The organism is Enterobacter cloacae complex sp. GYL001, assembly GCF_049237125.1.
Classification (GTDB): Bacteria; Pseudomonadota; Gammaproteobacteria; order Enterobacterales; family Enterobacteriaceae; genus Enterobacter; species Enterobacter hormaechei_C.
Window position 1 is genome coordinate 20,521 of the sequence record NZ_JBMKGW010000008.1, and the last position, 20,459, is coordinate 40,979.

Below are 20,459 nucleotides of genomic sequence, written 5' to 3' on the forward strand. Positions count from 1 at the left end.
CTTTACTCCTGTTTTGCAAGGGTGGTGTCGGTTTGCGTAGCGGTAGTCAGCTCCGCGGCGCGGTACTGTTTATCCACGATACGCATGAAAGGCAGGTACAGCATGGCGCCAATCAGCAGGTTGATCAGCTGCATCACGCTGCCGCTCAGGTGCCCGGTGACGATAAAGCCGCTGATAACCGGCGGCAGCGTCCAGGGGATAAACACCCCGGTGGTGACGGCGACCGCACCAATTTTCATCGCCGCATACTGCACGGTGACCAGCACCAGCGGCACCAGATTGAACGGGATGAGCATGATCGGGTTCATGATCACCGGCAGGCCAAACAGGATCGGTTCGTTGATGTTAAACACCGACGCGCCCGCACCGAGGCGCGCTACTTCGCGCATGTTTTTGCTGCGGGCGAAAATCAACATCGCAATCACCAGCGACAGCGTGGCGCCCGCGCCACCCATCCAGATCATGTCAAAAAACTGTTCGGTGATGATGTGCGGCGGCGTCGTTCCCGCCTGGATCGCGGCGATGTTGTCGGTCTGGTTCTCCATCCACAGCGGGCGAATAATCCCGTTGATCATCGAACCGGAGTTAATGCCCACTGACCACAGAATGGTGATGCTGAATACGGTCATCAGCGCCCCGAAATAAGAGGTGCCGTAGTGGCGCACCGGGGTGGCAACCACTTCATAAATAAACTGGTGGATGGTGTGATAGTGGGTGTTTTCAAAGATGATGCGGATAAGCAGCACCAGAATCATCACCAGCAGGGCCGGGATCAGGGCCGCGAACGACTCCTGCACCGCCGGAGGCACGCCGTCCGGCATTTTGATGACCAGCTTTTTGCGCTTCAGCCAGCAGAACAGTTCCGTCCACAGCAGGGAACCGATCATCGCCACGAACAGCCCTTTGCTGCCAATCCACTCCACCGGCATCACGGTAATGCCGCCGTTTTCCGCCACTTTGATAAAGGGCGTCAGGATCAGAAACGCGACCAGCGCCAGGATGCCGCAGGAGATGCGGTCCTCGCCATAATGCTCAGCCAGGCGGTAGGCCACCAGGAAGCTGATAAACAGCGACATGGTTGAGAACACCGCGTTAAACGGGATCTCTATAATTGCACTCCAGCTCTCACCAAAGGCCTGAGACATAAACTGCTGATAGGCCTGATTCGGGAAGGAGGAGATCACCAGCAGAATGGAGCCGACGATAATAAACGGCATGAATGACACGTAGGCGCCGCGAATGGCCCCAAGATGACGCTGCTGGGCCGTTTTCGCCGCCAGCGGCATCAGTTTTGCTTCAAGAAATCCCAGAACATTGTTCATTGTGAACTCCGTACAAGATTGAGAGGTGTTGTTTATGTTATGTCTGTGGATTATCAGTGAAGCGTGGCGAGCGAAAGGTGAAATCGGTCACAAAGCATTCGCTGCTCTGATATAAATCTCATAAGATTAGTTCCGGAGAGAGACGCGATGGAAATCAAACTGCATGCCAACGCCACCACCACACCGCGTATCCGTCGTTATCTTCAGCAGTCAGATAAAAGCGACAGGGAACTTGCCGTTGAGCTGGGGATCTCGGTCACCACCGTCAGGCGCTGGCGCAACCGCGACCAGGTTTCGGATAACCACACAACGCCAAAAGTGATACACAAAGCGCTGAGACAAGAGCAGGCGGCACTGATAAATGCCCTGCGGGATATCACCGGGGCACCGCTGGATGAACTGCTGCTGCTGGTGAATGACGGACTCGGGATCGCCGTTTCCCGGGCGACCCTGAACCGCTACCTCAAACCAGCCTCGCTAAAACAAAAGGGGGCGTCGTTGCAGGGCAAAAAGGCGCTGAAGGCCGGGATCATGCCGCAGAAGCTACTCCTGCATCATCAGCCGCTGTCGCTACATATGGACGACGATGGCGAGCAACACCTGCTCTGGGCGCGTGAACCCGTCAGCGGCTGGTGTTACGCCCGGCTTTATGCTGGCGTATCGCCGCAGTTGCTGACCCGCTGGACGAACGAGGTGCTGGCTGCCTGTCCGGCTGATATTCAATCTGTTGAGACTTTTGGGCTAGAAGTGAACTTGCCGGAGCATAACGTCACCGTAAAAGTGCATTCACAGTATTATCTCGCCCTTCAGGTCACCGTGCCGTTACGCGAAATCATTCCGCGGGTGAACAGTGAACCGATGGGAGAGCTGTTGATCCAATTGTGTGAGTTTTATAACCGGGGGAAAGCGCAGAAAAAGCTGGGAGAGCGTACGCCGCAGGCGTTTCTGGAAGCGCTGCGGCGTAACGATTAGACGATCTCGAGCACGTCTTCCGGCGGACGGCCGATACGCGCCTTGCCATTTGCCACTACAATCGGGCGCTCAATCAGCTTTGGATTGTCGACCATCGCCTGAATCAGCCGATCTTCAGTGAGACTGGTATCGTTCAGATTGAGCGACTTATACAGATCTTCTTTCTGACGCATCAGGTCGCGTGCGCTGCCCATGTTCAGCATCTTCAGCAGCTGGCGGATAGTCTGCGCGTCCGGCGGCGTCTCCAGGTACAGCACCACTTCCGGTTCGATGCCGTTAGACTTCAGCAGGCTGAGGGTGTCTCGGCTCTTGGAGCAGCGAGGGTTATGGTAAATTTTTACCGCGTCTGTCATGACTTCTCCTTTATTACATCTTCTCGTACGGCTTAAAGCGTTGTTGCAGGCCGCGCAGCTGGTCGATTCGCGCATCGTAGCGGGCCTGTTGCAGGCTGCCAAGCTTCACCTGCGAGCTGGCGCTGCTCAGCAGGGAAATGGCCTGATCGAGACGACCCGCCAGCGCCAGACCTTCCGCACGCGCGGCCAGCTCCTGATCGCGGTTACCCAGTTGCCCCTGGGCCTGGGCGAGCAGCTCCCAGCCGTTCTGGTCATCTTTATTGTTAAAGGTGTAGCGGTTCAGAATGGTCACCGCCTCGCCGGGCTGGCCGCCCTGTAGGTAGGCGTTCGCCAGGTTAAGCTGCAATACTGGATTATTACGAAGATCTTTCGCCCCTTTCAGGCGATTAATCGCATCGGTCGCTTTTTTCTGCCCCAGATCGATATCGGTGGCGAGGTCGAGATACCACGGATTGTCAGGCGCCGCCGCCAGCAGCGGCTGTAGCGCTTTTCGCGCTTCATCGTATTTGCTGGCCTCCATCGCCTGGAGCGCCTGACCATACTGCGCCGCGTTTTTCTCGCGCACGTTGCCTTTCGCCAGCGCGTCCAGCAGATCGCTGGTGAGCTGATTACGTCCGGAGTTGTACATGCCAAGCGTTCTCACTTTGGCCATGTAGAAATCCTGCGAAGACTGCACCACGACCGGACGCATCTGGTTGGCACGGTTACGCGCATCCGAGAGGCGGCTTTCCGGCAGCGGGTGGGTCAACAGAATTTCAGGCGGGCGCGACGAGTAGCGTGCCTGGTCGAGCAGCTTTTCCAGGAAGCTCGGCATGGCCTGCGGGTCAAAGCCGGAACGCTGTAAAACCTGAATGCCGATGCGGTCTGCTTCCTGCTCGTTCTGCTGGGTAAAGCTGATCATCCCCTGACGCGTCCCCGCCAGCGTCCCGGTAAGCGCCGCCATCCCGGCCTGCGGGCTGGCCATCGCCAGCAGAATAGAGCCCAGCGCGCCCACCCAGGTTAGCGGGGCGTTACGCTTCTGATCTTCCATCGCACGCGCCAGATGGCGCTGGGTGACGTGTGAAATTTCGTGCGCCATGACGGACGCCAGCTGGCTTTCGTTATCGGAATAACGGAACAACGCCGAATGCAGCACCACGTTCCCGCCAAAGAAGGCGAAGGCGTTGATTTCATCGTTATTGATTAAATAGAAGTGGAAGGGCGTTTTTACCGAGTCGGCGTGCGCCACCAGACGCATCCCCAGACCGTTGATGTATTGCACCAGCAAAGGGTCGTTAATCAGCGGAGCACTGCCGCGCAGCTGGCGTACGTAATAATCACCCATCTGCATCTCCTGCCCGATGGAGAGCGTGCTTCCTGCCGTGGTGCCCATGTCCGGCAATGAATCGGACGAGTCAGCGAAAGCGGGCAACACCTGACCCACCGTCACGGCGGCAATCAGTGTCGCAACCAGTGTTTTTCTCAACTGCCTGAACATAACCACTGTCCTGTATGTTGGATGTGCTAATTTGACCGATGAACCCGCATAACGTTCATCTCCGCTGCTCTGCGAGTGTAGCCGTGTTAAGAGATGAAGAAAATCCCATTCATCAGGGTTTTGCGAAACCTGACAGTGAAACAAAAAGGAAAGTCTTTTTTGTGACAGTTAGATACAATTCACCGTCTCACTCCCGCCATTCGATTCAGGGAAGGGTTGTATGCTCGAAATGTTAATGCAGTGGTATCGGCGTCGGTTTAGCGACCCGGAAGCCATTGCTTTGCTGGTCATTCTGGTTGCCGGATTCGGTATCCTGTTCTTCTTTAGTGGCCTGCTGGCACCGCTACTGGTGGCAATTGTGCTGGCGTATCTGCTGGAGTGGCCCACCGCTCGTCTGGAACATATCGGCTGTTCCCGCCGCTGGGCGACCAGCATTGTTCTGGTGCTGTTTGTCGGCATTCTGCTGCTGATGTCCTTCGTGGTGATGCCCATCGCCTGGCAACAGGGGATCTACCTGATCCGCGATATGCCCGGCATGCTGAATAAACTGTCTGATTTTGCCGCCACGCTGCCGCGCCGCTATCCTGCACTGATGGACGCCGGGATCATCGATGCAATGGCCGAAAACATGCGCGCCCGCATCATGACCATGGGTGACTCGGTGGTGAAATACTCTCTGGCCTCGCTGGTAGGCCTGCTGACGCTGGCGGTTTACCTTGTTCTCGTGCCGCTAATGGTGTTCTTCCTGGTCAAAGATAAAGAGCAGATGCTGAACGCGGTACGCCGCGTGCTGCCGCGCAATCGCGGTCTCGCCGGTCAGGTCTGGCAGGAGATGAACCAGCAGATCACCAACTACATTCGCGGCAAAGTGCTGGAGATGATTGTGGTGGGCGTGGCGACCTGGATTGGCTTCGTGATCTTCGGACTGAACTACTCGCTGCTGCTGGCGGTGCTGGTCGGATTCTCGGTTCTGATCCCGTATATCGGCGCGTTTGTGGTGACCATTCCGGTAGTCGGTGTGGCGCTGTTCCAGTTTGGTCTGGGTACGGAGTTCTGGAGCTGTTTCGCCGTATACCTGATTATTCAGGGACTGGACGGGAACCTGCTGGTACCGGTGCTGTTCTCAGAAGCAGTTAACCTGCATCCGCTGGTGATTATCCTGTCAGTGGTGATTTTCGGTGGGCTGTGGGGATTCTGGGGGGTATTCTTCGCCATTCCGCTGGCGACGCTGATTAAAGCCGTGGTCCACGCGTGGCCGGATGTGCCAGCGGTGGAAGAGAAGTAGATTTAGTGCGGGCTGATGCCCTCACCCCAACCCTCTCCCGCGGGGAGAGGGGGCAAACACTAAAAACGGTAGCGCATTCTACCGTTTTGCATTTACCTTGTAGGCCGGGTAAGCGCAGCGCCACCCGGCACTAAAATGATCACGCGTTCTCTTTCAGCCACTTCAACACCACGTCGTGGTGGTTGCTGGTTTTGAAATCATCAAACACGTGCTCAACTTTACCGTCAGCGTCAATCAGGAAACTGATGCGGTGAATACCGTCGTACGTTTTGCCCATAAAGGACTTCTCACCCCAGACGCCAAACTGCTCGCAAACCTGGTGGTCTTCATCGGAAAGCAGCGTGAAGTTCAGCAGCTCTTTTTCCGCAAAGCGTGACAGCTTCTCTGGCTTATCGGTGCTGATGCCCAGCACTTCCACACCGACCTTTTTCAACTCATCCATGTTGTCGCGTAGACCGCAGGCCTGTACGGTACAGCCCGGGGTCATGGCTTTCGGGTAGAAATAGACCAGAACACGCTGTCCCTGGAAGTCGGTCAAATTTACTTGCTCGCCGTCTTGATCCGGTAAGCTAAATTTCGGTGCGATATCACCGGCTTTCAGTGGGTTCATTACTCAACTCCATCCTGTTCGTGCTGCGAATAATCGACGACGCTTATACTGCCTTGCGCATGTAATTCTGTACAGAGGGCTTTGAACGCTTGCTCGATATTTGACGCATCCTGCGAGGCAGGGCTGTGTGCGGTAATTTGAATAAACAGCGTCGGGATTGCGTTTTCATCGCCCGGCTGCGTGCGGGAAACCAGTTCGGCAATGTTCATCTGATGGCTGTCAAACAGCGCCGTAAAACGTTCAATCAGATGAGGTGAATCAGGCACTTCAACCTGTACCCAGACCGTGGCAGGCAGAGCCGGACGCGGGCGCGCGGTGGTGCGCTTCATCACAATCAGTAAATCCAGCTCTGCGCCTTTCAGCGGCAAGGTAGATTCGATGAGGGTAATGGCATTCCATGTTCCGGAAAGCAGCATGATGAACGTGAACTCTTCGCCAAGCATAGCCAGCCGGCTATCTTCGATGTTGCAGCCGCAGCTGCTCACGTGGCGAGTGATGGTATTCACGATACCCGGCCTGTCAGCACCCAGCGCAGTGATAACCAGGTAATGTTGTGATGAGGTTGTCAAACCTGTTCTTCCTTTGCGTGGTTAAGTCTTCCTAAGGAAAGCATAAAAAAAACATGCATACAACCGCCTGAGAGCCTCAGGTCGCTTGCTTTTATTACAGTTCCAAACGTAACATTGAGGCTCTTGTTCGCACAGAGGATGGCTCATGTTCACGGGAAGTATTGTCGCGCTTGTTACACCGATGGATGAAAAAGGTAATGTCTGCCGGTCAAGCATGAAGAAGCTCATTGATTACCATGTCGCCAATGGAACCTCGGCGATCGTTTCGGTAGGGACTACCGGTGAATCCGCTACGCTGAGCCACGAAGAGCACGGCGACGTTGTGATGCTGACCCTGGAACTGGCGGACGGGCGTATTCCTGTCATCGCGGGTACGGGCGCAAACGCAACGGCAGAAGCGATTAGCCTGACTCAGCGTTTTAACGACAGCGGCATTGTCGGCTGCCTGACGGTGACCCCTTATTACAACCGTCCTACTCAGGAAGGTTTGTTCCAGCATTTCAAAGCCATCGCTGAACATACTGACTTGCCACAAATTCTGTATAATGTGCCGTCCCGTACCGGTTGCGATATGCTGCCGGAAACCGTTGGCCGTCTCTCGAAAGTAAAAAATATTATCGGGATTAAAGAGGCGACAGGGAACTTAAGCCGCGTTCATCAGATCAAAGAGCTGGTTTCAGACGACTTTATCCTGTTGAGCGGTGATGATGCGACCGCGCTGGACTTTATGCAGCTCGGTGGTAATGGCGTGATTTCCGTTACGGCGAACGTGGCGGCGCGTGATATGGCTGACATGTGCAAACTGGCCGCAGCCGGTCACTTTGATGAAGCTCGCGTGATTAATCAGCGTCTGATGCCGTTGCACAATAAATTATTTGTCGAACCCAATCCGATCCCAGTGAAATGGGCATGTAAGGAGTTGGGGCTTGTAGCAACCGACACGCTGCGTCTGCCAATGACACCGATTACCGACCACGGTCGTGAAATTGTCGCTGGCGCGCTGAAGCATGCCGGTTTGCTGTAAAGTTTAGGGAGATTTGATGGCTTATTCAGTACAGAAGTCGCGCCTGGCGAAGGTTGCGGGTGTTTCGCTTGTTATGCTCCTCGCTGCCTGTAGTTCAGACTCGCGCTACAAGCGCCAGGTGAGCGGTGATGAATCCTATCTGGATGCGCCGCCGCTTGCTGAACTTCACGCGCCTGCCGGCATGATCCTGCCGATCCAGAACGGTGATTATAATATTCCGGTTACCAACGGCAGTGGCCTGGTGGGTAAAGCGCTTGATATTCGTCCGCCGGCTCAGCCTCTGGCGCTGGTGAGTGGCGCGCGCACGCAGTTTACCGGTGATACGGCCTCTCTGCTGGTGGAAAGCGCACGCGGTACCACGCTGTGGCCGCAGGTTGTGAGCGTTATTCAGTCGAAAAACTATACGATTGATAAACGCGACGACGCCAGCCAGACTTTAACCACCGACTGGATTGAGTGGAACCGTCTCGATGAAGACCAGCAGTATCGTGGTCGTTATCAAGTCTCCGTTAAGCCGCAGGGTTATCAGCAGGCGGTTACCGTCAAGCTGTTGAATCTTGAGCAGGCAGGTAAACCGGTTGCCGATCCGGCCGCCATGCAGCGCTACAGCACTGAAATGCTGAACGTGATTGCCGCCGGTCTGGATAAAAACGCTACCGATGCCGCAAACGCCGCGCAGAACCGTAACGGTTCAACGTTTGACGTGCAGAGCGGTGCAGACGATACCGGCCTGCCAATGCTGGTGGTGCGTGCGCCGTTTAACCAGACCTGGCAGCGCCTGCCAGCAACGCTTGAAAAAGTGGGCATGAAGGTGACCGACAGCACACGTTCAACGGGCAGCATCACAGCGACCTATAAGCCGCTGTCTGATAGCGCCTGGCAGGAGCTGGGGGCAAGCGATCCACAGCTGCCTTCCGGTGACTACAAAATCCAGGTTGGCGACCTCGATAACCGCAGCAGCCTGCAATTTATCGATCCGAAAGGACACACGCTGACCCAGGCGCAGAATGATGCGCTGGTCGCTGCCTTCCAGGCCGCATTCAGCAAATAATAGTGAGGGCTGGTTAATCCAGCCCTTTTTATTTTCGTGCTACGCAAACGTGTGCGTGGCATAATATGGCCAGTTTTGAATACAAATCATCACACCAGGAGTAATGAAGATGCAGAAGCAAGCTGAGTTGTATCGTGGCAAAGCGAAAACCGTATACAGCACGGAAAACCCGGATCTGTTGGTGCTCGAATTCCGCAATGATACGTCAGCAGGAGACGGCGCACGCATTGAGCAGTTCGATCGTAAGGGCATGGTGAACAACAAGTTCAACCACTTCATTATGACCAAACTGGCCGAAGCCGGTATCCCGACTCAGATGGAAGCGTTGCTGTCCGATACGGAATGTCTGGTAAAAAAACTGGATATGGTGCCGGTTGAGTGCGTGATCCGTAACCGTGCCGCAGGCTCCCTGGTGAAGCGTCTGGGCATTGAAGAGGGTATCGAACTGAATCCACCGCTGTTCGATCTGTTCCTGAAAAACGACGCCATGCACGACCCGATGGTCAACGAATCCTACTGCGAAACCTTCGGTTGGGTAAGCAAAGAGAACCTGGCGCGCATGCAGGAACTGACCTACAAAGCCAATGACGTGCTGAAAAAGCTGTTTGATGACGCGGGCCTGATCCTGGTCGACTTCAAGCTGGAGTTCGGTCTGTACAAGGGCGAAGTGGTGCTGGGCGACGAATTCTCGCCGGACGGCAGCCGCCTGTGGGACAAAGAGACGCTGGATAAAATGGACAAAGACCGTTTCCGCCAGAGTCTGGGTGGCGTGGTCGAAGCGTACGAAGCGGTTGCTCACCGTTTAGGCGTTAAGCTCGACTAAACTGCGCATTTGCCAAAGGATGTTGGCATCCTTTGGCGTCTTATCCTTGTTTACTATGGTAATCCTTTCATTAACCGCCTACGATCATAGCTATTATAAATGGAATAGTTCGAGGTGTTTATGCGCTGGCAAGGGCGTCGTGAAAGTGACAACGTAGAAGACAGACGCAGCAGTGGTGGCGGTGGTCCGTCTATGGGCGGGCCAGGTTTCCGGTTACCCAGCGGCAAGGGCGGCATTATTCTGCTGGTCGTCGTGCTGGTGGCGGGCTACTACGGCGTCGACCTGACCGGTTTGATGACCGGTGAAACCGGGCAACAGCAGCAGTATTCTCAGCGCTCCATCAGCCCGAATGAAGATGAAGCGGCGAAATTTACTTCCGTTATTCTCGCGACGACCGAAGATACCTGGGGTCAGCAGTTCGAGAAAATGGGGCGGACTTATCAGCCGCCAAAACTGGTGATGTACCGGGGCGCAACCCGCACCGGCTGCGGCACCGGGCAGTCCGTTATGGGGCCGTTCTACTGCCCGGCGGACAGCACCGTCTATATCGATCTCTCCTTCTATGACGACATGAAAAGCAAGCTGGGCGCCGACGGCGATTTTGCCCAGGGCTACGTGATCGCGCATGAAGTCGGCCACCACGTGCAGAAGCTCCTCGGTATTGAGCCTAAAGTGCGTCAGATGCAGCAGAATGCTTCTCAGGCGGAGGTGAATCGTCTGTCCGTACGCATGGAGCTTCAGGCCGACTGCTTCGCTGGCGTCTGGGGACACAGCATGCAGCAGCAGGGCGTGCTGGAAACAGGCGATCTGGAAGAGGCCCTGAATGCCGCACAGGCGATTGGTGACGATCGCTTGCAGCAGCAGAGCCAGGGGCGCGTTGTGCCGGACAGCTTTACCCATGGCACCTCAGAGCAGCGCTACAGCTGGTTTAAGCGTGGCTTCGACAGCGGCAACCCGTCGCAGTGTAATACCTTCGGCAAAGCTATGTGATGTTGGGGTTTGAACAGCTGGTCAACCAGCTTCAGCGTACCGGGCACCGCCGGCTGGTGGTGCTCAGCGGCGATGAAGCGTGGACGTTGAGCCAGGCGACCATTCTGCGCGATACGTTACCAGGAGACTGGCTGTGGCTGGAGGAAAACCCCTCTAAGACCATCAGCGGCCTGCTGGGACGTGAATACCTGCACGCCGTTTTTGACGCGCGTCGCGGGTTTGACGTCTCGGCCTTCGCCGCCCTCAGCGGGACCCTGCGCGCCGGAAGCCTTCTGATGCTGCTGGTGCCGCCGTTCTCCGTCTGGGCTAACAGGCCCGACGCGGATTCTCTACGCTGGAGCGACAGCGCCGAGCCGATCGCCACCCCGCACTTTGTTCACCACTTTTGCCGGACGCTTGCCGCCGATTCAGATGCCATCGTCTGGCATCAACATCGTCCTCCGTGCCTTCCCGTTACGCCAGATTTACCCGCCTGGCAGCCTGCCAGCGGTGAACCGCAGCGCGAGCAAGCTGAGATCCTCGACGCTCTTCTGACCATGCCTGCGGGCGTGGCCGCCGTGACGGCACCGCGCGGACGCGGAAAGTCCGCCCTGGCGGGCATGTTGCTCAACGGCATTCAGGGGAGTGCAGTAGTGACGGCACCGGCAAAAGGGGCGACGGATGTCATCGCGCGTTTCGCCGGGGAACATTTTCACTTTATGGCCCCGGATGCGCTGCTGGCCTCCACAACAGAAGCTGACTGGCTGATTGTCGATGAGGCGGCCGCCATCCCCGGCCCGCTGCTGGAGAAGCTGGCGTCGCGCTTTCCCCGCGTGTTGCTGACCACCACGGTGCAGGGTTATGAAGGCACGGGCAGGGGATTCCTGCTGAAGTTCTGCGCCCGGTTCAGCGGGCTGCGGCGTTATACCTTATCCACGCCTGTTCGCTGGGCTGCCGGATGTCCCCTTGAGCGGATAGTGGCGAACGCGCTGCTGTTCGACGATGCGCTTATCGATCGCAAACCGGAAGGCGAGGTACGTTTAACGTCGCTGGAGCCCGGGATGTGGGAGAGCGATCCGACGCGCGGGGCAGGCGTGTATGAACTGCTTTGCGCCGCGCACTACCGGACGTCACCCCTCGATTTACGCCGGATGATGGACGCCCCCGGCCAGCACTTTGCTGTTGCTCAGGCGGGCGCGGAGATCGCGGGCGCGCTCTGGCTGGTGGAGGAGGGGGGATTACCCCCTGAACTTAGCCGCGCAGTCTGGGCGGGCTTTCGTCGGCCGCGTGGAAATCTGGTGGCGCAGTCGCTGGCAGCGCACGGCGGCTCGCCGCTCGCGGCGACGCTGAAAGGCCGACGCGTCAGCCGCATTGCGGTTCATCCCCATCGCCAGCGGGAAGGCATCGGCCAGCGGCTGATCCGCAGTGCCAGCGGAGAAGATTATCTCTCGGTCAGCTTTGGCTATACCGACGAGCTGTGGCGTTTCTGGCGGCAGTGCGGGTTTGTGCTGGTGCGAATGGGCAGCCACCGGGAAGCCAGCAGCGGGTGCTATACGGCGATGGCGTTGCTGCCGCTGAGCGAGGCGGGGCATCAGCTCTGCGAACAGGCGCATCAGCGGTTATGTCGTGATATGCGCGTCCTGTCGGCCTGGAATGGCGAAAAGATCCCGGTGACGGATGCATGGGAAGCTACCCTTAATAGTGACGACTGGCTGGAGCTGACGGGGTTTGCCTTTGCTCACCGGGCGTTTTCAACTTCGGTTGCGGCGCTGACGCGGTTGTTGTTAGCCGTGGACATGCCGCTCCCGGCACTGCGGGGGAAAATGGAAGGGAATACGCACGATTTCGGGCGCAAAGCGTTGCTGGCGAAGCTACGCGAGGAAACCGCTCACGCGCTTGAAAGGCTTGATTACTCCCGTAGCCAGCAGCTGAAAGCCGACATTTTGCAATGGCAATTTTTTCAATGAGTTCTTCAGTAAAGTGGCATGGTCATTACCCCGCAGAGGCGTAAAATCCTGCTTATCAATTAAGGAGATCGCCATGAAACATGACCATTTTGTTGTGCAAAGCCCGGATACACCTGCTAAACAGCTACTGCTTCTGTTTCATGGCGTGGGCGACAATGCCGTCAATATGGGACAAATTGGCAGCTGGTTTGCACCCGTTTTCCCACACGCGCTGATCGTCAGCATCGGCGGCGTGGAGCCGTGCGGTCCGGACGGGCGGCAGTGGTTTTCCGTCGAGGGCGTGACGGAGGAGAATCGTCAGGCGCGTATTGATGACGTTATGCCAGCCTTTATCGATACCGTGCGTTACTGGCAGCAGCAGAGCGGCGTAGGCGCCGACGCAACGGCGCTGATTGGCTTCTCTCAGGGGTCAATCATGTCGCTGGAAAGCGTAAAAGCGCAGCCCGGACTGGTGTCCCGCGTGATTGCCTTTAACGGGCGTTTTGCGACGTTACCGCAAAGCGCGACCACGCAGACCACGATCCATCTCATTCATGGGGGGGAAGACCGGGTAATTGAGCTTTCGCATGCGGTAGCTGCCCAGGAGACGCTGATGCGCGAGGGCGGAGATGTGACGCTGGATATCGTAGACGATCTGGGGCATGCCATTGACGATCGCAGCATGCAGTTCGCGCTCGATCATCTGCGTTATACCGTACCGAAGCACTACTTTGATGAAGCGCTCAGCGGCGGTAAGCCGAATGACGATGATATCGTCGAGTTTATGTGAGGTGTCCCCCTCTCTTTAGGGAGAGGGGAAACAGAGCGATTACTTCTTCTGGTCCTTCTTCGGCCAGTCGTCTTCATCGTCCCACTTGTCGTTAAAATCACGGTGCGGCGGAAGATCCGGTTTGTTGGCAAGGAACTTTTTGTGGTCAACGCGCTTGAGATCTTTAATCACGTTAAGCAGCACGCCTACCAGAAATACCAACACCAGAATCCACCAGTACTTTGAAAGCCAGTCCATTCGCTAATCCTCTTTAAGCACCCGTCAGGCGACGAGCTGCTCCATAATACGTTGATACATGCGGGCCAGCAGTTGTAAATCGGCAGCGTTCACGCATTCATTGATTTTGTGAATCGTCGCGTTAACCGGACCCAGTTCGACAACCTGTGCGCCCATGCGGGCGATAAAGCGTCCGTCAGACGTGCCGCCCGTTGTCAGCAGTTGTGGCTTAATTTCATTATAGTGCGCAATGGCGTTCACCACCGCATCCACCAGTTTACCGCGCTGCGTCAGGAACGGCTGGCCAGACAGCCACCAGTCGAGGGTATAGCGCAGCTGATATTTCTCGAGCAGCGCAATCACGCGCGCTTTGATCATCTCGTCGGTCAGTTCGGTGCTGAAGCGGAAGTTAAACTGGACGAAGAGATCGCCGGGAATGACGTTGTTGCTGCCGGTGCCAGCCTTGATGTTGGCTATCTGCATGCTGGTTGGCGGGAAAAATTCGTTGCCTTTATCCCATTCAATGCCTACCAGTTCGTTCAGCATCGGCGCGGCGCGGTGTACCGGGTTATCCGCCAGGTGCGGATAGGCAACGTGGCCCTGCACGCCATGAATAGTCAAATTACAGGTCAGGGATCCACGGCGGCCATTTTTCACCACATCGCCCACCACTTCGGTGCTGGACGGTTCGCCCACCAGACAGTAGTCCAGACGTTCATTGCGCGCCATCAGGGCCTCAACGACCTTCACGGTGCCGTTGTGGGCGCTGGCTTCTTCATCGGAGGTAATCAAAAACGCAAGACGGTTTTTATGGTTCGGATGCTGGGCGACGAAACGCTCTGCCGCCACGACCATCGCAGCCAGAGAACCTTTCATGTCCGCAGCGCCGCGTCCGAAAAGCATGCCGTCGCGGATGGTCGGCTCAAAAGGCGGGTTGATCCAGCGGTCTGCGTCGCCTGCGGGAACTACGTCAGTATGTCCGGCAAAAGCCAGCGTCTCTCCCTGACCGCGCCATGCCCAGAAGTTCTGCGTATCGCCAAAATCCATGTGCTCCACGGTAAAACCGATGGCACGCAGGCGCTCAATCATTAATGCCTGACAACCTGCGTCGTCCGGGCTAAGGGAAGGACGGCGAATAAGCTGCTGAGTCAGCTCAATGACCGGGCATGACATAGACTACACCTCAACGAATAAATCTGAATAAAGGGTTTCACTGAAACCCAGCAGCATAGGCTGACCTGGCTTGCAGAGCAATGGGCGTTTGATGATTGCCGGCATTTCAAGCATCAGTTTGGCTGCGCTGTCGGCGTCGTTGATCGTGGCCCGGAGAGATTCATCCAGTTTTCGCCAGGTGGTCCCGCGTGTATTCAGTAGCGCTTCCCATCCCAGTTCGTTGATGGCGGAATGGAGAAACGCGGGGTCAAGCCCGTCGGCACGGTAATCGTGGAAGCGATAGTCGATGTTGTGTGCTTCCAGCCAGCGGCGGGCTTTTTTAATCGTGTCGCAATTCTTAATGCCGTACATCACAACCATAGTGAATCCTTTTGTTCTTTTGTGGATTAAATGTTCAATATTTTCGAAGATATATCCTTAAGTGGAATATAACACATTCGGAATTTTTCGGGATTTACAATTCTCCATAATTCAACGAACAGCTGTAAGCTGAATAGTCTTTCATCTTTTAAGCATAGTTGTCCACCCTGTTTAAATTGCCAATAAACTCAGGGGGAAATTAAAAATGCTGTCATTTTTCCGACTATTTCAAAATATTGCTGTAGGTCACATAAAATTTACCCGACAACGCTCATAGTGATCCTAAACCTACCAGCACAGCGGGGCTCAATCACAGCAATCGGTTAAAGTGGCTTCACAATGATGATACGTTTTCGTAGAATGCGCATAATAATAAGAGAGGTTGTTATGATTGAACGTGAACTGGGGAACTGGAAAGATTTTATCGAAGGCATGCTTCGTAAATGAATTTCCGGTAAGAAATGCAAGAGCACTTAATTAACTAAAATAACCATAGTGTGAAAGAATCACACAATAAAAAGGCGGCCTGTAAAGCCGCCTTTTTTATTTCAACGTGTTATTTCGGCTTATCCTTCAGCGGGAAACGACGGCGTACCAGCACAAAGAACAGCGGTACGAAATAGATAGCCAGAATCGTCGCCGAAATCATTCCCCCCATAACGCCCGTTCCCACCGCGTGCTGGCTGCTGGAGCCTGCGCCGGAGCTGGTGGCCATCGGCAGGACGCCAAACACAAACGCCAGAGAAGTCATCAGGATCGGGCGCAGGCGCTGACGACAGGCGTGCAGCGTGGCGGCCATCAGTTCGTGACCTTTGGCATTCATCTCATTGGCAAATTCGACGATCAGAATGGCGTTTTTCGCCGACAATCCGATTACGGTGAGGAGTCCGACCTGGAAATAGACATCATTTTCCAGGCCGCGCATCCAGGTTGCCAGCAGCGCTCCGATGACCCCGAGAGGCACCACCAGCATCACCGAGAACGGCACTGACCAGCTTTCATACAGCGCCGCCAGACAGAGGAACACTACCAGCAGCGAAAGGGCATACAGGGCAGGCGCCTGAGCGCCGGAAAGCCGTTCCTGGTAGGACATCGCTGTCCACTCCAGGCCAAAGCCGGTCGGTAACTGCTGAACCAGTTTTTCCATAATGTCCATTGCGGTACCGGTACTGACGCCCGGCGCGGCTTCACCAACAATCTCCAGCGCCGAATAGCCGTTGTAACGCTCCAGACGCGGTGAACCGGTCTCCCAGCGTGACGTCGCAAATGCCGAGAACGGCACCATGCCGCCGGTGTTATTGCGCACATACCAGCGGTTGATATCGTCCGGCAGCATGCGGTATTTGGCGGCAGACTGAACATAGACCTTCTTCACGCGGCCGCGATCCATAAAGTCATTCACGTAGCTTGAGCCCCATGCCGTTTGCAGGGTGTCGTTAATGTCGTCGATGGAGACGCCCAGCGCCTGCGCTTTACGCTGGTCAATATCCACCTGTAGCTGAGGACTGTCATCCAGACCGTTATGACGAACGCGGGTAAGCTGCGGATCTTTCCCGGCCAGCTCCAGCAGCTTGTCGCGAGCAGCCATCAACGCGTCATGCCCGGCGCCCGCGTGATCCTGAAGCTCCATATCAAACCCGGCTGAGCTGCCCAGGCCGCTGATGGCGGGCGGGCTGCTGGCGAAAACGCGCGCTTCCTTGATTTTGTTGAACGCTTTGGTTGCACGTTCAATGATGGCAAAGGAGGAGCCGGTATCGCTGTCGCGCTGGTCCCAGTCTTTCAGGCGCACAAACATACGCGCCACGTTCTGCCCGTTACCGCCAGGGCCAGAGCCGACGGTGGAGAAGACGGAGACCACGTTATCTTTCTCCTGAGTATGGAAGTAGTTCTCAACCTTCTGCACCACTTTCAGGGTCTGCTGCTGGGTCGAGCCGCTGGGTAACTGTACGGAGGTGATAAACATGCCGCGATCTTCCAGCGGCAGGAACGAGGTTGGCAGCCGCAGGAACAGGAAGACCATGCCGCCGAGCAGCAGGACATAAACCACCATCCAGCGCACGCTGCGGTGCAGTACTTTACCCACGCCTGCTTCATAGCGCGCCGCATTGCGGTTAAACATGCGGTTAAACCAGCCGAAGAAGCCTTTTTGACCGTGGTGTTCGCCCTTATGCAGCGGTTTCAGCAGCGTCGCGCACAGGGCAGGGGTAAGGATCATCGCCACCAGTACGGAGAGCACCATTGCAGAGACGATGGTGATCGAGAACTGGCGATAAATCGCGCCCGTGGTGCCGCCAAAAAACGCCATCGGGATAAATACCGCCGACAGCACCATGGCGATACCGACCAGCGCGCCCTGAATCTGTCCCATCGATTTGCGCGTGGCCTCGCGGGGCGAAAGCCCTTCCTCGCTCATGATGCGCTCAACGTTTTCCACCACCACGATGGCATCATCCACCAGCAGACCGATGGCCAGCACCATGGCGAACATGGTCAGGGTGTTGATGCTGTAACCGAAGGCATACAGCACCGCAAAGGTACCCAGCAGCACCACCGGCACCGCAATCGTGGGGATCAGCGTAGCGCGGAAGTTTTGCAGGAACAGGTACATCACGAGGAACACCAGCGCGATAGCTTCGAGCAGGGTTTTCACCACATCTTCGATGGAGGCTTTTACGAACGAGGTGGTTTCGTAGGCGACTTTGTACTCCAGTCCGTGCGGGAAGAAATGCGACAGCTCATCCAGACGCTCTAGCACCCGCTGCGCGGTCGCCATTTCGTTGGCGCCGGAGGCCAGTTTCACCCCCAGCCCGGACGCGGCATTGCCGTTGAAGCGGCTCAGGTAGTCATATTTTTCCGCCCCCATTTCCACGGTGGCGACATCCCCCAGACGCACTTCCGAACCGTCCTGATTCACGCGTAGCGTGATATTGCGGAACTGTTCAGGTGTCTGGAGCAGCGACTGGGAGTTGATGGTGGCGTTAAGCGCCTGGTTGTCCACGGACGGCGTACCGCCGAGCTGCCCCACGGCAATCTGGGCGTTCTGCGATTCGATAGCGTCGGTGACATCTTTGGCGGTCATCTGCACGCTGTTCAGCTTGTTGGGATCCAGCCAGATACGCATGGAGTACTGCGAGCCGTAGGCGTCGATATCACCCACGCCGTTGATACGGCTGAGCGGGTCCTGAATATTACTGGCGACGTAGTCCGCGATGTCCTGCTTATCCATTGAGCCATCGGTTGAAACAAACGCGATGGTCAAAATATTGGTGTCACCGGTTTTACGCACGGTCACCCCCTGGTTCTGCACCGCCTGAGGCAGTTTACGCAGGGCCGATTGCAGCTGGTTTTGCACCTGCTGCACCGCTTCATCCGGATCCGTGCCCGCCGTAAAGCTCAGGGTTACCGTCGCCTGGCCCGTGGCGCTGCTCTGTGAGGACATGTACATCAGGTTATCGAGACCCGTCATGTTCTGCTCGATAACCTGGGTGACGGTATTTTCCAGCGTCTGTGCCGAGGCGCCAGGGTAGTTCGCCGTAATACGCACGTTGGGGGGCGCGAGGTCAGGGTATTGCTCAACAGGAAGGGACGTAATCGCCAGGACACCCGTCAGACACAACAGGATTGCAAGCACCCAGGCAAAAATGGGGCGATCGATGAAAAAATTCGCCATTAAAGTGTGACCTCGTTTTGCTGCACGTCATTATTGTTTATTGCCCGCCTAACTTTAGCGGTAAGGCCCAGGTCAAACGTGGAGAAATAAAGGAGATAATGTAAATTATCATGCGCTTTTTTCAGCGCGCCTTCTTTCTCGCTATTTTTCAGCCTGCGCCGCAGGCGTCCGGAACGTCACGCTGACCTGTGTGCCGCCCTGTGGCGGCTGAGAAAAGTGTAATGTCCCGCCGAGCCGTCCCGCGCGTTCGCGCATGATATTCAGCCCGTAATGCCCCGGCGGTTCACTGGCGTCGCCGATACCAATGCCGTTGTCGCGGATCGTGACCGTGTGAGTGCCGTCCGCGGTGGTGACGCAGCTGACCACAATCTCGCTCGCGTCGGCATGTTTAATCGCATTCAGCACTGCCTCACGCACAATCTGTAAGAGGTGCACCTGTTTTTGTGCGTCCAGCGCCAGCGATGAGAGACGGCAGTCGAGCACCAGCTTCGCGCGGGTCTGGCTTTGCAACCCGTCGAGAGACTCCTGTAGCGCGGCAGGAAGATTGGCGTGATTGAGCGTCAGGCGGAAGGTGGTGAGCAGCTCGCGTAGCTGATGCCAGGCATTATTCAGCTCGCGGGAGAAGTCCGTAATGATGGTCTGCGCCGGAGCATTGTCGCCCGGCACGGCATGCTTCAGCAGCGTAAGCTGAATACGCAAATAGGAGAGCACCTGCGCCAGCGAATCATGCAGCTCGCGCGCGATGGTGGCGCGCTCCTCCATCAGCAGCAGCTGCTGATAATGTTTCTGCGCCTGATTAAAATAGAGCCCCCGGCCCAGCATCGTCGCCACGCTTTCCATGAGCGGCAGCGGAACATCCCCGGTCGCGCTTTGCCAGCGCAGTTCGCCGTACAGGGTGTCCTGCATTAACACCGGTAAATTGTGCATTTTCTCGCCCGGGGACTCCTGTCCTTCGTAAAGCTGCCAGTCGTCGCTGGTGCGCAATTGCAGGTAATTCATCTGCGTATAGTCATGCACAATCTGCAAAATATGCCGGAAGCAGTGGCTGTCTATCTGCCCGGTATTCAACGCCTGTGAGCATTTGAACAGCATTTCGAGCTGCTGATGCGCTTCATTCAGGTGGCGGGTTTTTTCAGCAACGGAGTGCTCAAGGGAAAGGTACAGGGTGTGTAATTCCGCCGACATATGGTTGAAGGCGCGGGAAAGCTGGCCCAGCTCGTTGGGAAGCGTAGTATCCGGCGCGGGAGTGTCGAATTGCCCCTGTTCGATACGCTCGCTCGCCGCCACCAGATTATTCAGCGGCAGCACAACCTGACGGCGGATGCGCCGCAGGGTCACCACCGCCAGCAGCAGGATGCCCAGGCCACCCGTCAGCGACATGAAAATCACCAGCTGAATTTTATGTTCGGTGTAGTGCTGTAGCGCCAGCACAAAGGCATCTATCCGGCCCACGAAATCCTCTATGTGGTTCTGATACCATCCGGTATCGCCGCTGGCGATGCGCGTGTCCATCTCCTGCCAGCCAAGGTGCAACTGCTGGTAACGCTGTTTGACGTCCTCTGGCACATACCAGCGGTTTAGCTTCTGCAACGCAGGCGCGCTCAGCGTTTTTTGCCAGACCGCGCGGTGCTCTGCCAGCGATGGGCCGGCGCGCTGCATTTCGTAGCCCAGGCGGTAGCTCTGCATACGCAGCGAGCCGGCGATGTTAATCGCCTCGGCGTCGCGCTGGCTGCTGGCGAGTGTGACCAGCGCAATGGCGCTGATCAGAACGGACAAGACAATCATCGAAAAGAAAGCCCGAGCCAGGCTTCCCGATACGGGGCGTTTAACGGTCACTCATCAGCTTCCT

19 protein-coding genes are annotated in these 20,459 nt (G+C 56.4%); 9 read left to right on the plus strand and 10 right to left on the minus strand.

The window, feature by feature from the left end:
- Nucleotides 1–2: 2 nt before the first annotated feature.
- Nucleotides 3–1,322, minus strand: coding sequence for a PTS cellobiose transporter subunit IIC (gene celB, locus ACOTWU_RS14970; protein ID WP_015572194.1), 1,320 nt, complete (start codon nt 1,320–1,322; stop codon nt 3–5).
- Between the two features lie 147 nt (nt 1,323–1,469).
- Here celB and ACOTWU_RS14975 point away from each other — a divergent pair, with 147 nt between their 5' ends.
- Nucleotides 1,470–2,294 (plus strand): homeodomain-like domain protein, encoded by an 825-nt coding sequence (locus ACOTWU_RS14975; RefSeq protein ID WP_040117930.1) that lies wholly within the window; start codon nt 1,470–1,472, stop codon nt 2,292–2,294.
- Here the strand turns inward: ACOTWU_RS14975 and arsC are convergent.
- Nucleotides 2,291–2,647 (minus strand): arsenate reductase (glutaredoxin), encoded by a 357-nt coding sequence (gene arsC, locus ACOTWU_RS14980; RefSeq protein ID WP_017383503.1) that lies wholly within the window; start codon nt 2,645–2,647, stop codon nt 2,291–2,293. The two genes, ACOTWU_RS14975 and arsC, sit on opposite strands and share 4 nt — an antisense overlap.
- Before the next feature lie 13 nt (nt 2,648–2,660).
- Nucleotides 2,661–4,124, minus strand: coding sequence for a beta-barrel assembly-enhancing protease (gene bepA, locus ACOTWU_RS14985; protein WP_015572197.1), 1,464 nt, complete (start codon nt 4,122–4,124; stop codon nt 2,661–2,663).
- A 220-nt stretch (nt 4,125–4,344) separates the two neighbouring features.
- Between bepA and ACOTWU_RS14990 the strand changes: the two genes are divergently transcribed.
- Entirely contained in the window at nt 4,345–5,409 is a 1,065-nt protein-coding gene (locus ACOTWU_RS14990; RefSeq protein WP_003860546.1) for an AI-2E family transporter, read from the plus strand.
- A 139-nt stretch (nt 5,410–5,548) separates the two neighbouring features.
- Here ACOTWU_RS14990 and bcp read toward each other — a convergent pair whose 3' ends face one another.
- Nucleotides 5,549–6,019 carry a thioredoxin-dependent thiol peroxidase gene (gene bcp, locus ACOTWU_RS14995; protein WP_015572198.1) on the minus strand — a complete coding sequence of 157 codons (471 nt, stop codon included), beginning with the start codon at nt 6,017–6,019 and terminating at the stop codon, nt 5,549–5,551.
- Nucleotides 6,019–6,588 (minus strand): glycine cleavage system transcriptional repressor, encoded by a 570-nt coding sequence (locus ACOTWU_RS15000; protein ID WP_000213743.1) that lies wholly within the window; start codon nt 6,586–6,588, stop codon nt 6,019–6,021. Before ACOTWU_RS15000 ends, bcp begins: the two co-directional genes overlap by 1 nt.
- 145 nt (nt 6,589–6,733) lie before the next feature.
- Here ACOTWU_RS15000 and dapA point away from each other — a divergent pair, with 145 nt between their 5' ends.
- From dapA to ypfH, 6 genes are all read left to right on the plus strand, one after another.
- Nucleotides 6,734–7,612 (plus strand): 4-hydroxy-tetrahydrodipicolinate synthase, encoded by an 879-nt coding sequence (gene dapA / locus ACOTWU_RS15005; RefSeq protein WP_003860542.1) that lies wholly within the window; start codon nt 6,734–6,736, stop codon nt 7,610–7,612.
- A 16-nt stretch (nt 7,613–7,628) separates the two neighbouring features.
- Nucleotides 7,629–8,663 carry an outer membrane protein assembly factor BamC gene (bamC, locus tag ACOTWU_RS15010; RefSeq protein ID WP_006811481.1) on the plus strand — a complete coding sequence of 345 codons (1,035 nt, stop codon included), beginning with the start codon at nt 7,629–7,631 and terminating at the stop codon, nt 8,661–8,663.
- A 109-nt stretch (nt 8,664–8,772) separates the two neighbouring features.
- A complete protein-coding gene (purC, locus tag ACOTWU_RS15015) occupies nt 8,773–9,486 on the plus strand; it encodes a phosphoribosylaminoimidazolesuccinocarboxamide synthase (RefSeq protein ID WP_001171626.1) in 714 nt (237 codons plus the stop codon).
- A gap of 120 nt (nt 9,487–9,606) precedes the next feature.
- The gene (locus ACOTWU_RS15020; RefSeq protein ID WP_001303362.1) at nt 9,607–10,476 is read left to right on the plus strand and encodes a neutral zinc metallopeptidase; all 870 of its coding nucleotides are present in this window, start codon (nt 9,607–9,609) and stop codon (nt 10,474–10,476) included.
- Nucleotides 10,476–12,422 carry a tRNA(Met) cytidine acetyltransferase TmcA gene (locus ACOTWU_RS15025; RefSeq protein ID WP_126498882.1) on the plus strand — a complete coding sequence of 649 codons (1,947 nt, stop codon included), beginning with the start codon at nt 10,476–10,478 and terminating at the stop codon, nt 12,420–12,422. Before ACOTWU_RS15020 ends, ACOTWU_RS15025 begins: the two co-directional genes overlap by 1 nt.
- A gap of 73 nt (nt 12,423–12,495) precedes the next feature.
- Nucleotides 12,496–13,191 (plus strand): esterase, encoded by a 696-nt coding sequence (gene ypfH, locus ACOTWU_RS15030; protein ID WP_017383497.1) that lies wholly within the window; start codon nt 12,496–12,498, stop codon nt 13,189–13,191.
- A gap of 39 nt (nt 13,192–13,230) precedes the next feature.
- Here the strand turns inward: ypfH and ACOTWU_RS15035 are convergent, their stop codons facing one another.
- Genes ACOTWU_RS15035 through ACOTWU_RS15045 form a run of 3 tightly spaced genes read right to left on the minus strand, consistent with a single transcriptional unit; the run spans nt 13,231 to nt 14,940 of the window.
- Nucleotides 13,231–13,428, minus strand: a complete 198-nt coding sequence (locus ACOTWU_RS15035; protein WP_000383991.1) for a YpfN family protein — start codon at nt 13,426–13,428, stop codon at nt 13,231–13,233.
- A gap of 24 nt (nt 13,429–13,452) precedes the next feature.
- On the minus strand, nt 13,453–14,580 hold the full coding sequence (dapE, locus tag ACOTWU_RS15040; RefSeq protein WP_017383496.1) for a succinyl-diaminopimelate desuccinylase: 1,128 nt from the start codon (nt 14,578–14,580) through the stop codon (nt 13,453–13,455).
- Between the two features lie 3 nt (nt 14,581–14,583).
- Nucleotides 14,584–14,940: an ArsC family reductase gene (locus ACOTWU_RS15045; RefSeq protein WP_015572203.1), complete on the minus strand. Its 357-nt coding sequence runs from the start codon at nt 14,938–14,940 to the stop codon at nt 14,584–14,586.
- Between the two features lie 387 nt (nt 14,941–15,327).
- On the opposite strand from ACOTWU_RS15045, the gene ypfM reads away from it, so the two are divergent.
- The gene (gene ypfM, locus ACOTWU_RS15050) at nt 15,328–15,387 is read left to right on the plus strand and encodes a protein YpfM (protein WP_015572204.1); all 60 of its coding nucleotides are present in this window, start codon (nt 15,328–15,330) and stop codon (nt 15,385–15,387) included.
- Nucleotides 15,388–15,496: 109 nt separating this feature from the next.
- Here the strand turns inward: ypfM and acrD are convergent, their stop codons facing one another.
- Complete coding sequence (gene acrD, locus ACOTWU_RS15055) at nt 15,497–18,610, minus strand: multidrug efflux RND transporter permease AcrD (RefSeq protein ID WP_220719669.1); 3,114 nt, start codon at nt 18,608–18,610, stop codon at nt 15,497–15,499.
- Between the two features lie 141 nt (nt 18,611–18,751).
- On the minus strand, nt 18,752–20,446 hold the full coding sequence (narQ, locus tag ACOTWU_RS15060; protein WP_017383493.1) for a nitrate/nitrite two-component system sensor histidine kinase NarQ: 1,695 nt from the start codon (nt 20,444–20,446) through the stop codon (nt 18,752–18,754).
- Between the last annotated feature and the right edge of the window lie 13 nt (nt 20,447–20,459).

What these genes read in the sequence shown, in the direction of transcription:
- ACOTWU_RS15035 (WP_000383991.1), bottom strand. Translation starts at nt 13,428, where the DNA reads ATGGACTGGCTTTCAAAGTACTGGTGGATTCTGGTGTTGGTATTTCTG.
- ACOTWU_RS15020 (WP_001303362.1), top strand. Translation starts at nt 9,607, where the DNA reads ATGCGCTGGCAAGGGCGTCGTGAAAGTGACAACGTAGAAGACAGACGC.
- acrD (WP_220719669.1), bottom strand. Translation starts at nt 18,610, where the DNA reads ATGGCGAATTTTTTCATCGATCGCCCCATTTTTGCCTGGGTGCTTGCA.
- ACOTWU_RS15045 (WP_015572203.1), bottom strand. Translation starts at nt 14,940, where the DNA reads ATGGTTGTGATGTACGGCATTAAGAATTGCGACACGATTAAAAAAGCC.
- ACOTWU_RS15025 (WP_126498882.1), top strand. Translation starts at nt 10,476, where the DNA reads ATGTTGGGGTTTGAACAGCTGGTCAACCAGCTTCAGCGTACCGGGCAC.
- celB (WP_015572194.1), bottom strand. Translation starts at nt 1,322, where the DNA reads ATGAACAATGTTCTGGGATTTCTTGAAGCAAAACTGATGCCGCTGGCG.
- bepA (WP_015572197.1), bottom strand. Translation starts at nt 4,124, where the DNA reads ATGTTCAGGCAGTTGAGAAAAACACTGGTTGCGACACTGATTGCCGCC.
- bamC (WP_006811481.1), top strand. Translation starts at nt 7,629, where the DNA reads ATGGCTTATTCAGTACAGAAGTCGCGCCTGGCGAAGGTTGCGGGTGTT.
- ypfH (WP_017383497.1), top strand. Translation starts at nt 12,496, where the DNA reads ATGAAACATGACCATTTTGTTGTGCAAAGCCCGGATACACCTGCTAAA.
- dapA (WP_003860542.1), top strand. Translation starts at nt 6,734, where the DNA reads ATGTTCACGGGAAGTATTGTCGCGCTTGTTACACCGATGGATGAAAAA.
- arsC (WP_017383503.1), bottom strand. Translation starts at nt 2,647, where the DNA reads ATGACAGACGCGGTAAAAATTTACCATAACCCTCGCTGCTCCAAGAGC.
- ACOTWU_RS14990 (WP_003860546.1), top strand. Translation starts at nt 4,345, where the DNA reads ATGCTCGAAATGTTAATGCAGTGGTATCGGCGTCGGTTTAGCGACCCG.
- dapE (WP_017383496.1), bottom strand. Translation starts at nt 14,580, where the DNA reads ATGTCATGCCCGGTCATTGAGCTGACTCAGCAGCTTATTCGCCGTCCT.
- bcp (WP_015572198.1), bottom strand. Translation starts at nt 6,019, where the DNA reads ATGAACCCACTGAAAGCCGGTGATATCGCACCGAAATTTAGCTTACCG.
- purC (WP_001171626.1), top strand. Translation starts at nt 8,773, where the DNA reads ATGCAGAAGCAAGCTGAGTTGTATCGTGGCAAAGCGAAAACCGTATAC.
- ACOTWU_RS14975 (WP_040117930.1), top strand. Translation starts at nt 1,470, where the DNA reads ATGGAAATCAAACTGCATGCCAACGCCACCACCACACCGCGTATCCGT.